The organism is Nitratireductor soli, assembly GCF_001050155.1.
Lineage (GTDB): Bacteria > Pseudomonadota > Alphaproteobacteria > Rhizobiales > Rhizobiaceae > Nitratireductor > Nitratireductor soli.
Window position 1 is genome coordinate 109,468 of record NZ_LFVY01000014.1, and the last position, 13,451, is coordinate 122,918.

General features: G+C 65.5%; 11 protein-coding genes. 2 read left to right on the forward strand and 9 right to left on the reverse strand.

What is annotated here, in order from left to right:
• Positions 1-78: 78 nt before the first annotated feature.
• The 5 genes from phnE (AB843_RS18030) to AB843_RS18050 all read right to left on the reverse strand — a co-directional run bounded on the left by phnE (AB843_RS18030) (position 79) and on the right by AB843_RS18050 (position 5,613).
• Positions 79-1,629, reverse strand: coding sequence for a phosphonate ABC transporter, permease protein PhnE (gene phnE, locus AB843_RS18030; protein ID WP_053086147.1), 1,551 nt, complete (start codon positions 1,627-1,629; stop codon positions 79-81).
• Between the two features lie 2 nt (positions 1,630-1,631).
• Positions 1,632-2,600, reverse strand: a complete 969-nt coding sequence (phnE, locus tag AB843_RS18035) for a phosphonate ABC transporter, permease protein PhnE (protein ID WP_048648267.1) — start codon at positions 2,598-2,600, stop codon at positions 1,632-1,634.
• 65 nt (positions 2,601-2,665) lie between these two features.
• A complete protein-coding gene (gene phnD / locus AB843_RS18040) occupies positions 2,666-3,574 on the reverse strand; it encodes a phosphonate ABC transporter substrate-binding protein (protein ID WP_048648268.1) in 909 nt (302 codons plus the stop codon).
• Between the two features lie 83 nt (positions 3,575-3,657).
• Positions 3,658-4,497: a phosphonate ABC transporter ATP-binding protein gene (phnC, locus tag AB843_RS18045; RefSeq protein ID WP_048648269.1), complete on the reverse strand. Its 840-nt coding sequence runs from the start codon at positions 4,495-4,497 to the stop codon at positions 3,658-3,660.
• Between the two features lie 198 nt (positions 4,498-4,695).
• The gene (locus tag AB843_RS18050; RefSeq protein WP_048648321.1) at positions 4,696-5,613 is read right to left on the reverse strand and encodes a LysR family transcriptional regulator; all 918 of its coding nucleotides are present in this window, start codon (positions 5,611-5,613) and stop codon (positions 4,696-4,698) included.
• Positions 5,614-5,756: 143 nt separating this feature from the next.
• Here AB843_RS18050 and AB843_RS18055 point away from each other — a divergent pair, with 143 nt between their 5' ends.
• Positions 5,757-7,205, forward strand: coding sequence for an MFS transporter (locus AB843_RS18055; protein ID WP_048648270.1), 1,449 nt, complete (start codon positions 5,757-5,759; stop codon positions 7,203-7,205).
• A 166-nt stretch (positions 7,206-7,371) separates the two neighbouring features.
• On the opposite strand, the gene AB843_RS18060 is transcribed toward AB843_RS18055, so the two are convergent.
• A complete protein-coding gene (locus AB843_RS18060) occupies positions 7,372-8,322 on the reverse strand; it encodes an NAD(P)H-dependent flavin oxidoreductase (RefSeq protein WP_048648322.1) in 951 nt (316 codons plus the stop codon).
• A 113-nt stretch (positions 8,323-8,435) separates the two neighbouring features.
• The gene (locus AB843_RS18065) at positions 8,436-9,578 is read right to left on the reverse strand and encodes an aminotransferase class I/II-fold pyridoxal phosphate-dependent enzyme (RefSeq protein ID WP_048648271.1); all 1,143 of its coding nucleotides are present in this window, start codon (positions 9,576-9,578) and stop codon (positions 8,436-8,438) included.
• Positions 9,579-9,716: 138 nt separating this feature from the next.
• On the opposite strand from AB843_RS18065, the gene AB843_RS18070 reads away from it, so the two are divergent.
• A complete protein-coding gene (locus tag AB843_RS18070) occupies positions 9,717-10,760 on the forward strand; it encodes a hypothetical protein (RefSeq protein WP_048648272.1) in 1,044 nt (347 codons plus the stop codon).
• A 49-nt stretch (positions 10,761-10,809) separates the two neighbouring features.
• Here AB843_RS18070 and AB843_RS18075 read toward each other — a convergent pair whose 3' ends face one another.
• Complete coding sequence (locus AB843_RS18075) at positions 10,810-12,408, reverse strand: cisplatin damage response ATP-dependent DNA ligase (protein ID WP_048648273.1); 1,599 nt, start codon at positions 12,406-12,408, stop codon at positions 10,810-10,812.
• Positions 12,408-13,418 carry a ligase-associated DNA damage response exonuclease gene (locus AB843_RS18080; RefSeq protein ID WP_048648274.1) on the reverse strand — a complete coding sequence of 337 codons (1,011 nt, stop codon included), beginning with the start codon at positions 13,416-13,418 and terminating at the stop codon, positions 12,408-12,410. The genes AB843_RS18075 and AB843_RS18080 overlap by 1 nt, the downstream gene beginning before the upstream one ends.
• Positions 13,419-13,451 lie beyond the last annotated feature (33 nt).

The following is a 13,451-nucleotide window of genomic DNA, read 5'->3' on the forward strand; positions in this document are numbered from 1 at the left end:
TTTGCATGACAAAATAACGAATCCCTTAAACGGAACGATGAAAGTAGCAGCAGACAGCCTCGGCGTCACTGCCCCGCATCAGCCGCCCTGCCTGCCGATCAGTCGATGCCGCAGGGCCGTGGAGATGCTGTCGAAGACGAAAACCACGATCAGGATCAGGAGCACCATATAGGCGACGTTTTCCCAATCCTGGTTGGTGCGCATTGCCTCCCACAGCTTCAAGCCGATGCCGCCGGCGCCGACTGCGCCGATGATCGTCGCCGAGCGCGTGTTCGATTCCCAGAAATACAGCGACTGGCTCAGAAACACAGGCAGGACCTGAGGCACCACGCCAAAGCGCTGCACCGAAGCAGGTGAAGCGCCGACCGAGCGCACGCCCTCGCGCTGCTTGTCGTCGATGTTCTCCAGCGCCTCCGAATAGAGTTTGCCGAACGTGCCGGTGTCGGTGAAGAAGATCGCCGAAATGCCGGCCAGCGGCCCCGGCCCGAAGGCGCGGGTGAAGAACAACGCCCAGATCAGCATATCGACCGAGCGCAGCAAGTCGAAGATGCGTTTCAGCACCTGGTTAGCCAGGCGGTTGGGCGTGATGTTGCGCGCCGCGGCAAAGGCCAGCGGGAAGGCGAGCAACGAGGCGAGCACCGTGCCGGCGAAGGCCATGACGATGGTCTGCAGGAGCTTCAGCCAGACATCGCCGTGCTGCCACTCGGAATTGTTCAGGATGTTGTCCCAGGCGAGCGCCAGGTTCGAGCGCCCCGGTTCAATGCGCTCACCGAGAAAGACAAGGCGCAGAACCTCGGATGCCGGTTTCCCCCAATAGGGCGAACGCGTGTCGAAGACGAAATTCTCCCAGCCGAGGAAGCGGCGGCGCACCTTGACCTCGTCGTCCTCGACCTCGGCGCGGCCGGCAAAGCCGAAACGGACGATCACCTTGGCACCCGGTGCGCGCTGGCTCGCCCATTCGGGCAAGGCGCCCTGCGCCACGACGCCGACATTGCGCTCGATGTCGAGCACCAGCGTCTCCCCGTCGCGCGTGAGCGCAACGCGTTCCGGCTCGATCAGGATGTGATTGCCGTCGCCCAGGGACACCTCGGCGCGCACCACCGCCTCTGCACGGATAACCACCGGTTCCGTAGCGGGAGCCTCGACCTGCGGCTCGAGCGCCTGAGCCGCACCGCCGACCGGCCCCAGGAAACTCTCCTCGGTCTTTGTCGCCGCCTTGTCATCGAGCGCGCCCAGGAAGCCGGCCCCACTGATGGCACCGCCACTCTGCCCCGCCGCTCCCGCCCCGGCCGCGGCACGGCGCTCGACCATCGCCGTCTCCGTCACCAGCCAGTCGGGCTTAGGATCGTCGCCGAGCGGTGAAAAGCGCGGGAAGCTGACGGTGAGCGCGCCCTCCTCGAAATCGATGTTGGGACGCACCTCGTAGGACACCCAGTCGGCCAGATAGGCGCCGGCGATCTCCCAATTGCCGCCGGACACGACCTGGCCTATGGCGAACAGCCACCAGGCAAACACCAGATAGAGGCTGATGCCGGCGGCGATCAGGATGCCGCGCAGCCGCTCTGTCAGCGGGCGATTGAAGACATCGGCATGGCGCGCCACCAGGGCGTTGGTTTCCGCTTCGGTCATGATCATGCTCCCCGGCCGAACGCGAAGGCCTGCTTGCCGACGAGGCGGCCACGCAGCCATGCCGACAACTGGTCGACGGCAACGACGGTGCAGAAAAGCAGGAGAATGATCGCCAGCGTCTTGGCTTCGTGGTTGCGGCTGATCGACAGGCGCAGTGCCTCGCCGATGCCGCCGCCGCCGACCGCGCCGATGATGGTCGAGGCCCGCACGTTGATCTCCAGCCGCAGCAAGGCATAGCTGAGAAAGTTCGGCATGACCTGCGGCACGATGGCAAACCACACCCGCTCGATCCAGTTGGCGCCGGCCGCGCGCAGGCCTTCCTCGGCTTTCATGTCGGTGTTCTCGACAACCTCGAAGAACATCTTGCCGAGCGCGCCGATCGTATGGATCGATACGGCGATGATGGCCGGCACGGCACCGAGCGACAGAATGGCCAGAAAGAAGCCGGCGATGACGATCTCCGGAAACGCACGCAGCACCTCCATGAAACGGCGCACGAAGAAACGCAACCAGCGCCGTGTCATCAGGTTCGAGGCGGCCAGGAAGCACAGGACGAAGCCGAAACCGAAACCGACCAGCGTGGAGACCAGGGCGATGTTGATGGTCTCCAGCATCTTGTAGAAATATTCGGGCAGATAGAGCGTTTCGGTGAAATAGATGCGCCCATCGGGATAGTTGTACTTCAGGCTGCCATCGTCATAGGGCGAGGACAGGTCGAACAGGGCGCGCCAGATCTCCCAGCCGTCGCGCGGCACCATCTGGCCGGCGAAATCGAAGAAATAGGGCAACCGGTCGAAGAACTTGCCGGCGTTTGATTCATTGGCGAACCACAGCGAACCGCTCATGGCGAGCACCATGAAGAGGAGGCCGCCGATGGTGTAGAGCCGCCGGCGTCCGGCAAGCTCGCGCCAGTGACGCTCGACGGCATGGCCGGCATCGGAGAGAAGCGGGGAACGGGTTGTTGTCGTCATGAGTGGCACGCCGGTGCGACGGCGCCGCCGGCGTGAGCCGGCGGCGCGTCAAGGTTGGAACTGGATCAGGAACCGATCTTGGAGCGGCGCGCGTCGATGATCGGCTCGTAGAATGCCGGCGTCACCTCGGTGTAACCCTTGTAGTCGCCGCCCTGGATAGCGGAGAAGCACTCCGGATCCTTCTGCGGCATTTCCACCATGAAGGTCTTGAAGGCCTGGCGCGTGCTGTCGTCCATCGACGTGCGGACGACGATCGGGCCGTTCGGGATCAGCGGCGATTTCCACAGCTCGACGAGGTCATCCATGTCGATGAGACCCTTCTCGACCATCTTGTGCAGATTGCCCGAGGTGTAGCCGTCGGAGAATTCACCGACGCCCGAAGCCCAGGTCGTGCCGGCGTCGAACGTACCCTTCGCCACTTCGAGAACCAGGTTCTCATGGCCGCCGCCGAAGCCGGTCGAGCCGAAGAACTGCTCCACCGGAGCACCGATGGCCTTCGGCAGCGTCACGGCCGGCACCAGATAGCCGGAGGTGGAATCCGCGTCGGCGAAGCCGAGCTTCTTGCCCTTCATATCTTCCAGCTTGGTCATGCCGGAATCCTTGCGCGCCACCATCACCGCGTAGTAGCCGGTCGAGCCGTCGGTCTGGATCGTCGTCAGGATCGGATCGACGGCTTCCGGATTTTCCAGATACACCTTGGCATAGGCCGAGGCGCCGAGCTCGGCATAGTCGAGCGTGCCGCCCAGCAGGCCCTGGATCACGCCGTCATAGTCGGCGGCGGGAAACAGCGAGACCTTCTCGACGCCAAGCACTTCCGGCAGCTTGTCGGTCATGCACTGGAAATTGCGCAGGCGGTCGGCTTCGTTCTCGCCGCCGAGAATGCCGATGCGGAATTCCTTCAGATCCTCGGCCTGCGCGGCGCCGACAACTAAGGCTGTGAGGGCGACGGCGCCCATAAGAGCTTTCTTGAACATGACATCTCTCCTGTTTGCAGCCGGTCCCGCCGGCTGGTTTCTCACGTGAAGGGCCCGTTACGCAGGCAAGACGATCCCGATGATCAGACGGCGGCGAGCGCCGGCACGGACTGACCGGACGATTGTTTCAGCGGCTTCGGCGACACGGAAATGCTGGTCGATGTGATCGCCTCGGAAAGCTCCACGCCCTCTTCGCCGCCATAGATCATGCGCACCGCCTCGCCGGTCAGCGCCTCGGGCGGACCGTCGAAGACGACCGCACCCCTGGCCATGCCGACGATGCGCGTGCAGTAGACGCGCGCCGTGTCCAGCGTGTGCAGATTGGTGATGACGGTGATGCCTTCGCGGGCGTTGATGTCGGCCAGCGAATCCATCACCACCTTGGCGTTGAGCGGATCGAGCGAGGCGATGGGCTCGTCGGCGAGGATCACCTTCGGCTCCTGCATCAGGGCGCGGGCGATCGCCACGCGCTGCTGCTGGCCGCCCGACAGCGTGCCGGCCCGCTGCAGCGCCGTCTGGGCGATGTCGAGCCGCTCGAGGGCCGTGATGGCGCGGATGCGCTCCTCGCGGGTGAACATGTTCATCAGGCTGAGCGCCGTCGAGCGGTGGTTGAGCCGGCCAAGAAGCACATTGGTCAGGACATCGAGGCGCGGCACCAGGTTGAATTGCTGGAAGATCATGGCGCAGTCGCGCTGCCAGCGGCGCAGGGATGCGCCCTTGAGCGCCGAGACCTCCCGGCCATGAAAGACGATCGACCCTTCCGAGGGATCGATCAGGCGGTTGATCATCCGCAACAGCGTCGATTTTCCGGCACCGGAGCGGCCGATCACGCCGACCATCTCACCCCGTTCAATTTCCAGCGCCACATCACGCACGGCCGTGTTCGTCCCGAAGCGTCGGGTGACTTGGCGAATTTCCAGCATCTGACTTCCCCGTTCAGCGCCATTCTGGCTCTCTTGGGCTTGCCGCCCTTCTCGCCAAACCGCCTAACGGGTGTGCATGAAACTCAGATGTCGTTCAGATGACCGTTTTCTGACAGCGCACAGAAGGGTGTCAGGGAGGTGCCGGTGAAGCAGGCGTCAGACCGTCGCGGAAACCGCACCGCTCTGCATCATGCAGCATCATTCAAGCTCCGGCGAAGCGCGGCGTTGCTGCGCGCACACCTCTCTGACGCACCCGCGCAACCAGCGATGCACGGGATCGGCGTCCAGCCGCGGATGCCAGAGCAATGAAATCGTGATCTCCGGCATGGGGACCGGAAGCGGGAAGCCGTGCATGCCGGTGCGCAGATTTCCCGTATACCGCTCGGGAACGGTGGCGATCAGATCGGAGGACCGGGCCAGGGCCAGCGCCGTCGAAAAGCCGCCGACGGTCACGGTGATCGTCCGTTCCAGCCCGAGCGGCCTGAGCGCTTCATCGACCTGCCCCTTGTCGTGGTCGCGCCGCGAGACGTCGATGTGCCGGCCGGCCGCATAGCGGGCGGGCGTGACCGGGCCCTGGCTCAAGGCGTGTCCCAAACGCACGACGCCAATGAAACGGTCCTGGAACAGGGCTTGCGTGCGCACCTCCGGACCCGTCGTCCCGCCAACAACGCCGGTCTCCAGATCGACGCTGCCATCGCGCAACGGCGCGCTCTCCTTGTCGGACTTCTGCACGAAACGCAACCGCACGCCCGGCGCCTCCCGCTCAAGGCGGGCGATGAGATCCAGGCCGAAGTTTTCGACGAAACCCTCACGGGTCCTGACGGTGAATGTGCGCACCAGATGTTGGAAATCAGGCTTCTCCGCCGGGCCGAGCACCGTGTTGGCCTGCTGCACGAGCTGGCCGACCTGTTCACGCAGCGCGATCGCCCGGGGTGTCGGGACGAGGCCGCGCCCTGCCCTGACCAACAGCGGATCACCCGTCGTCTCGCGCAAACGCGCCAGCGCCCGGCTCATGGCCGAGGGGCTGAGCCGCAGCCGTTTGGCCGCCCCTGCAACGCTGCGTTCGGCAAGCAGCGCATCGAGGGTGACGAGCAGGTTGAGATCGGGAGCGGCCATGATCGAAGCATAGCATCGTTTGCCGGCCATGTGGCGCCACGTGCATGAATAAGATGCAAATGATGCGCGTTCCGCCATGTCAGGCGAATGACTACGTTTTCAACGGCTCCTTCCAGGCAGCCTTCTGAAAAACGGAGTTCACGGTGAGACCCATCAATGCAGTTTCAGGCGAGACGATCGGAGAGCCCGGCGAAAAGGCATTCTCGCCGCGCTGGGCGCTCGCCAGCCTGGCGCTGGCGATGCTGCTCTCCTCGCTCGGCGTCAGCATCGCCAATGTCGCGCTGCCGACCCTGGCCCAGGCCTTCGCCGCGTCTTTCCAGCAAATCCAGTGGGTCATCCTCGCCTATCTCCTCGCCATCACGGTGATGATCGTCACTGTCGGACGGCTGGGCGATGTTCTCGGGCACCGGCGCATGCTGCTGGCCGGCATGCTCGTTTTCAGCCTGGCGTCGGTTCTGTGCGGCGTCGCGCCGACACTGTGGATGCTGATTGCCGCCCGGACGGCACAGGGCCTGGGAGCGGCGGTCCTGATGACGCTGACCGTGGCGCTTGTCGCCGAAATCATGCCACGGGAGAGGACCGGCAGCGCGATGGGGCTGCTTGGAACCATGTCGGCGGTCGGCACCGCGCTCGGCCCGTCGCTCGGCGGCATCTTGATCGCCGGATTCGGCTGGCGGGCGATCTTTCTCATCATGGTCCCGCTGGGCATGACCGGCTTTGTTCTCGCCTATCGCCACCTGCCCGCCCGGAAGCCGGGAGCACAGGCCAACAGGGCGGGTTTCGATGGGTTGGGCACGCTGTTGCTCGGGCTGACGCTCGCCGCTTATGCGCTTGCGGTGACGGTTCGCTCCGAACGCTTCGGCGGGCTCAACCTGGCCTTGCTGGCGGCCGCCTTCGCGGGCGGCGGTCTTTTCATCCTGAGCCAGGCGCGGGCGGCCTCGCCGCTGATCCGCCTGGCGGCGTTGCGCAACGCGGCGCTGAGTGCCAGCCTGGCGATGAACGCGCTCGTTTCGACCGTGATGATGGCGACACTGGTGGTCGGGCCATTCTACCTGGCGCGGGCGCTCGGCCTTGGCGAAGCGCTGGTTGGAATCACAATGTCGATCGGCCCGATCATCTCGGCGCTGAGCGGCGTGCCCGCAGGCCGCCTCGTCGACCGTCTGGGCGCGCCATTCGTGATCATCATTGGTCTCGTCGCGATGGCGGCCGGGTCCCTTGCCGTGTCCATGCTGCCGGGGATGTTCGGCCTTGTGGGCTACATCGCCGCCATCACCATCCTGACTCCCGGCTATCAGTTGTTTCAAGCCGCCAACAACACCTCCGTCATGATGGACGTCGCTGAAAACCAGCGGGGCGTCATTTCCGGCATGCTCAGCCTGTCGCGCAATCTCGGGCTGATCACCGGGGCCTCCGTCATGGGCGCCGTGTTCGCCCTTGCCTCCGGGGCGAGCGACATTGCCGGCGCGCATGCCGGGGCCGTCGCCGCCGGCCTGCGGATCACCTTCCTGGTCTGTGCGGGGCTGATCATCGCCGCGCTGATCGCTGCATTCGCCAGTGGCATGCGGCCTTCGCCGCGTCAGAACCCCATATGAGAAGTTTGCGGCATGCGAGTGGTCTGACCGAAACAGATGGGCACCATCTGTCAGGATCGCACCACTAGACCTGTTGAGTGTTTCATGGAAACGCTGAACAGGTCTATCTCTTTGTTTTTCCGCATTTTTGCGGACGTCAGGTGTCTCCACCTGACTGCAAAATGCTTTAGCCGCAGAGCCTGGCCTTCGCCGCCGCGTATTCATCTGCCAGCCGCTCCACCAACGCGCCTGCTCCGGTGATCTGCGTCACAGCGCCGATGCCCTGGCCGCTGCCCCAGATGTCGCGCCAGGCCTTGGCGTCGGCGCTGGCGAAGTTCATCTTCGAGGGGTCGGCTTCGGGAAGATCGTCCGGATCCATGCCGGCCTGGACGATCGAGCCTTTCAGATAATTGCCGTGTACGCCGGTGAACAGGTTCGAATAGACGATGTCGGCGGCGCGCGACTTGACGATCATCTCCTTGTAGGCGTCGGGCGCCCGCGCCTCGTGCGTGGCGATGAAGGGCGAGCCGATATAGGCGAGATCGGCGCCCATCGCTTCGGCCGCCAGCACCGCGCCGCCATTGGCGATGGCGCCCGAGAGCAGCAGCGGCCCGTCGAACCATTGGCGGATTTCCTGCACCAGGGCGAAGGGCGACAATGTGCCCGCATGGCCGCCGGCTCCCGCCGCGACGGCGATCAGCCCGTCGGCGCCCTTCTCGATCGCCTTGCGGGCGTGGCGGTCATGGATGATGTCGTGCAGCACGATGCCGCCATAGGAGTGAACCGCCTGGTTGACCTCCTCCACCGCGCCCAGCGAGGTGATGACGATCGGCACCTTGTGCTTCACGCAAGTCGCCAGGTCATGCTCCAGCCGGTCGTTCGAGCGGTGGACGATCTGGTTGACGGCGAAGGGTGCGGCCGGGCGGGTCGGGTTTTTCGCGTCGTGGGCAGACAGTTCCTCGGTGATTTCAGCCAGCCATTCGTCAAGCTGCTCCTTCGGCCGGGCGTTGAGCGCCGGGAAGGCCCCCACCACGCCCGCCTTGCATTGGGCCATGACCAGCGGCGGGTGCGAGATGATGAAAAGCGGCGCCGCCACCACTGGCAGGCGCAGACCACTTAGAATTGCTGGAAGCGCCATCGGGCGGCCTTTCATTCAATTGACGTTCTCGTAAACGTCAAATCTTCTACAGCAAGTGCCGCCGAAGAGGAAACCTCTCCTGGCATTTTTTGACGGTGCGCGAAGCTCCTCCCTCAGGCAACCGAGATATCATTGTGGTGACGCTGCAGGAAACGGTGCATCGCCGCAAGCCCTTCCCCGACGCCGCGCCGGCCGAAGCCGATGCGGAAGCGCTCGACGGGCGCGTCGATCAGTTCGGACCGATAGGTGGACGCGGGCAGAAGGAGAACGCCCTCCTCCTCGACGATCTCGCGGCAGAAGGCCTCCACCCCGTTGCGGCCCCGATAGCGCGGATAGGCAATGCAGCCGCCATCGGGATGCGCCCAGTCGAACAGATCGGGGTAATCGGCGAAGAACGCGTCGACCTTCGCCAGATTGTCCGCCATCAGCGCCCGGTTGCGCGCCAGGATCTTGTCGCTGACGGAGAGAGCCATGACGGCCAGCCGTTCGGCGGGTGCGGAATTGCAGATCGACAGATAGTGCTTGTAGCGCTCGAGCTTCTGCAGCACCGCGGCATCGCGGCAGGCGATCCAGCCGACGCGCAGGCCCGGCAGGCCGTAAGCCTTCGACATGACGTTCAGGGACAGTCCCTTCTCATAGGCGTCGGCTGCCTGCGGCAGGCGCTTTTGCGGATCGTGCTCAAGCAGGTGGTAGACTTCGTCGCTGAACAGATAGAGCCCGTGCTTGCGGCAAATGGCGATCAGCGCATCGAAATCGGCGCGCGGCATCAGGGCGCCGGTGGGATTGTTGGGCAGGTTGATCGAGACCAGCCTGGTGTTCGGACGGATCGCCGCTTGAAGCGCATCGAGGTCGAGCCGCCAATGATCGTCCTCGAGAAGCGGCACGCCGGTGACGGCACAGATGCCAAGCGGCACGGTCTCGGCGGCCTGGTAGTTCGGCACGGCGACAATGGCGTGGTCATCGCGGCCGAGCAGGACACGCATCGCCGCGTAGAGCCCCTCTTCCGCGCCGGCGAAACACAGAATATCCTTGGCATCCAGCGTTTCATAAGTGCCGGCGATCGCCGCACGCAGATCGGGCGCGCCCCACGTTTCCGTGTAGCCGAGCCACAGATCATCAAGGCCGCTGCGCGCATCGCCTCCCGCCATTGCCGTCAGTTCGCCCAGCGTCATGCTTTCGGCGTCCGAGGCGGTCATGTGGTGTTTCGCGCTGAACTCCCAGCGCGAGAAATGCACTTCCAGGGCGAAATCACGCATCGCGCGCCTCCTTGCAGCCGACATCCAACAGCACCGGCGAACAGCATCGGCTTGTTCACACCTTGTTATGACCGTTGATTGCATACTCACCAACGGTTAACCATGGAGCGGGGTTATGCGTAAAGAGGGCAGCCGGCCTTGGACGCGATAGAAAAAGCAATCAGAAACGCGTTCGACAAGGGCGATGCCCGGGAACGGGCTTTCCGCGAAAAAGTGTACCGCTCGGCCTTCGCCGCGCTGGAACGCACGCTGCAGGCGCGCGCCGATATGCCGGAGGAGGCAAAGCGCGCGCGGCGCGACGGGCTGAAGGCGAAGATCACCGAAATCGAAACCGAATTCATGCCGGCGGCGCGGACAGCCGCGCCGAAGCCCGAACCCCGCCCGCAGCCGGCGGCGGAGCCGCGGCCAAGACCGACCCCAAGGCGGGACGACGACGCCGATTTCGTGCCGCGCGTCGAGCGCGAGGATCGCGCATCCCCGGCCGCCGCAGCGACCGCCAAGGAAACGGCGCGCCGCATCAAGGCGGCGCTGCCCGGGCGGCAACGGCCGTTCGCCATGATCTACCTGGTCGCGACGCTCGTCGCCTTTGCCGGGATCGGCATCTGGTGGGCGATGAGCAGCGGCATCCTCTTGTCCAGCGAAGAGCGCGACACCAGTGTCCGCAACCCGCCACTGACGCTGCAGGAAGAGGACTACAGCGCTGGCGAGGCAGGCAGCGGGGCGCAGCCCGGCAGCCGCCCCAGGGGCGACTGGATCACCGTGTTCTCGCCGGCCGACCCGACGACGGTCGCCGCGCCGGGCAATGCGAGTGCCGAGGTGATGCAAGACGGCGAGAACCGCTTCCTGCGGATCGGCAGCAGCGCCGACACCGGCGTGGTCTTCGATGTCGGTCAGGGCATACTGGAAACGCTGGCCGGTCGTCGCGCCATCTTCGCCGTCAATGCGCGCGCCGAAGACGGCACCGAGACGCAGATTTCCATCTCCTGCCATTTCGGCGCACTGGGCGACTGCGGCCGTACCCGCTATGTGGTCGGCGCAACGCGCGCCGACTATCTGTTCGAAGTGGATTTCCCCGAGGCGGCACCCGATGGCGGCGGCACGATCGCCATCGTGCCCGACGTCAATGGCCAGGGCCGGGTGCTTGATGTTTTCGCCATCCGGGCGGCCGTTGCATCCCAATAGAGCCTCGCCGGAAGCCCGCCCCCGTTTACCATCCGGCCGGCGCAGCGCCCTACTCCGCCAGAAGCGCCGTCAGCGCCTCGATGCGATCGGCTTCGGCGGCTGGCTTGTCCCAACGTAGCCGCGCAATGCGCGGGAAGCGCATGGCGACGCCGGATTTGTGCCGCGTCGAGCGGTTCAGCCCCTCGAAGGCGACTTCCAGCACAAGGCCGTGGCCGGGTTCGGCGCGCACCGAGCGGACGGGACCGAAGCGTTCGACCGTGTTGTCGCGCACATATTTGTCGATCAGTTTCAGCTCTTCGTCGGTGAAGCCGAAATAGGCCTTGCCGACCGGCACGAGTTGCGGATCGTCTTCCGCTCCCGCCCAGACGCCGAACGTGTAGTCGGAATAGTAGCTCGACCGCTTGCCATGCCCGCGCTGCGCATACATCAGCACGGCATCGACGGTGAACGGATCGCGCTTCCATTTGAACCACGGGCCTTTTGGCCGGCCCGGCAGGTAGGCGGCATCGCGCCGCTTCAGCATGACGCCCTCGATGACCGGATGCGGCGGGTTGCTGCGCCTGTCCTCGAGTTCCGCCCAGTCGGTGAACTCCACCAATGGCGACAGGTCGAAGCGGCGTGGATCGAGCGCCGGCAACACTTCGTGCAACAGCGCGCGACGCTCGGTGAAGGGTCGCGGGCGAACATCCTCGTCACCTCGCTGCAACAGATCGTAGCACCGCATGAAGACCGGATAGTCGGCCAGCATCCGCTTCGACACGGACTTGCGGTTCAGCCGCTGTTGCAGATCGGAGAAGCTGCCCGTCTTCTCGCGCGGGTCGCCGACCAGCAATTCGCCATCCAGCGCGATGTCCTCGCCGATCGCGTCCATGAGGTCGGGGAAGGCGTCGGAAATCTCGTCGCCGGTGCGCGAATAGAGCCGCTTAACGCCACCCTCGCTGACAGCCTGGACGCGGATGCCGTCCCATTTCCATTCGGCGACGTAGTTGGTCGGGTCGAGCTTTTCCAGATCACCCTCGCCCACCGGATGGGCCAGCATGACCGGGCGGAACAGCGCCCGAGCCGCGCTTTCGGGCTTGCCGGCGCGGCCTTCCAGCCAGGCGAACAGTGGCTCGTAAGGCACGTCCAGCCCATGCCAGAGCTCCTCGATCTCGCCGATATCCTTGCCGCCCATGGCCGCCAGCGCCTGCTTGGCGAGCCGCGCCGACACGCCGATGCGCAGGCCGCCGGTGGCCAGCTTGATCAGCGCGAAACGAGCCGAGGGATCGAGCCGGTCGAGAAGGTCGGCCATCACCGTCGGCGCGTCGGAACGGCTGACCCGGTTCAGGGTCTCGACCACGGTGCCAAGGGGCGGCGCGTCCTGTTCCGCCACGTCCGGCGCGGGCCAGACCAGCGAGATGGTTTCCGCCAGGTCACCGACATAATCGTAGGAATAGGCAAACAGAACCTCGTCCATGCGCTCGCTCACCAGCGCACGCAGCATGGCCGGCTTCACCGACGGGAAATCAAGCCCGCCGGTCAGTGCGGCCAGCGCATAGCCCCGGTCGGGGTCGGGCACGGCTTTGAAATAATCGGCCAGGAGCCGAAGCTTGCCGTTGCGCGCCGGCGTCAGCACCAGCCGGTCGAGGAGCTCGGCGAAGCGGCGCATCACTCGGCCTCGTCTTCATAGCCGACGAGATTGAGCGGCCGGGCGGCGATGCCGTTGATCTCGCACCAGCGCACGAGCGCTTCCTCGCGCCCGTGGGTGACCCACACCTCGCCGGCGCCCGTCTCGCGGATCGTTGCCGTCAGCTCGTTCCAGTCCGCGTGGTCGGACAGGATCAGCGGCAGTTCGACGCCGCGCTGCTTGGCGCGCTGGCGGATGCGCATCCAGCCGGAGGCAAAGACGCTGAGCGGGTCGGCGAAGCGGCGTGTCCAGCGGTCGCCGAGCACGGAGGGCGGGGCGACGACCACCTGGCCGGCGGCGCGGGTCGCCGTCCCCTCCTCGACGGTCGCCGGCTCCAGTCTGCCGAGTTTGATCCCCTGGCCCTGATAGTAGCGGCTGATCCTGGCCAGCGCGCCGTGGATCAGGATCGGCGCGTCATGGCCACCGGCGCGCAGCAGGCTGATGACGCGCTGCGCCTTGCCCAGCGAATAGGCGCCGACGATGTGCGCCCGCTCGGGAAACTGGGCGAGCGAGGCGATCAGGCGCGCCGTCTCAATTTCCGGCGCCGGGTGAACGAAGACCGGCAGGCCGAAGGTCGCCTCGGTGATGAAGACGTCGCAGCGCACCGGTTCGAACGGCGCGCAGGTGGCATCCACATGGCGCTTGTAATCGCCCGAGGCGACGATGCGCAGCCCGCCCGCCTCGACGGCGATCTGCGCCGAACCCAGCACATGGCCGGCCGGATGGAAAGACACGGTTACGCCTCCCATGCCGATGCGCTCACCATAGGCGGCGGCCTGCCTGGTTTCGGCAAAGTCGTTGCCATAGCGCAGCCGCATGATGTCGAGCGTTTCCTTCGTCGCCAGCACGGCGCGATGGCCGGCGCGCGCGTGATCGGCGTGCCCGTGGGTGATCAGCGCCCGGTCGACGGCGCGCACCGGGTCGATGAAGAAGTCGCCCGGCGGGCAGTACAGCCCTTCGGGGCGCGGGCGGAGCAGGTCCTGCGGCTTCATGGTTCTGAAAGATAGGCTTTTTTCACCGCCGCG

Bases quoted from the DNA above. Each gene is read 5' to 3' on its own strand.
- phnE (WP_053086147.1), bottom strand. From the start codon at position 1,629: ATGACCGAAGCGGAAACCAACGCCCTGGTGGCGCGCCATGCCGATGTC.
- phnE (WP_048648267.1), bottom strand. From the start codon at position 2,600: ATGACGACAACAACCCGTTCCCCGCTTCTCTCCGATGCCGGCCATGCC.
- phnD (WP_048648268.1), bottom strand. From the start codon at position 3,574: ATGTTCAAGAAAGCTCTTATGGGCGCCGTCGCCCTCACAGCCTTAGTT.
- phnC (WP_048648269.1), bottom strand. From the start codon at position 4,497: ATGCTGGAAATTCGCCAAGTCACCCGACGCTTCGGGACGAACACGGCC.
- AB843_RS18050 (WP_048648321.1), bottom strand. From the start codon at position 5,613: ATGGCCGCTCCCGATCTCAACCTGCTCGTCACCCTCGATGCGCTGCTT.
- AB843_RS18060 (WP_048648322.1), bottom strand. From the start codon at position 8,322: ATGGCGCTTCCAGCAATTCTAAGTGGTCTGCGCCTGCCAGTGGTGGCG.
- AB843_RS18065 (WP_048648271.1), bottom strand. From the start codon at position 9,578: ATGCGTGATTTCGCCCTGGAAGTGCATTTCTCGCGCTGGGAGTTCAGC.
- AB843_RS18075 (WP_048648273.1), bottom strand. From the start codon at position 12,408: ATGCGCCGCTTCGCCGAGCTCCTCGACCGGCTGGTGCTGACGCCGGCG.
- AB843_RS18080 (WP_048648274.1), bottom strand. From the start codon at position 13,418: ATGAAGCCGCAGGACCTGCTCCGCCCGCGCCCCGAAGGGCTGTACTGC.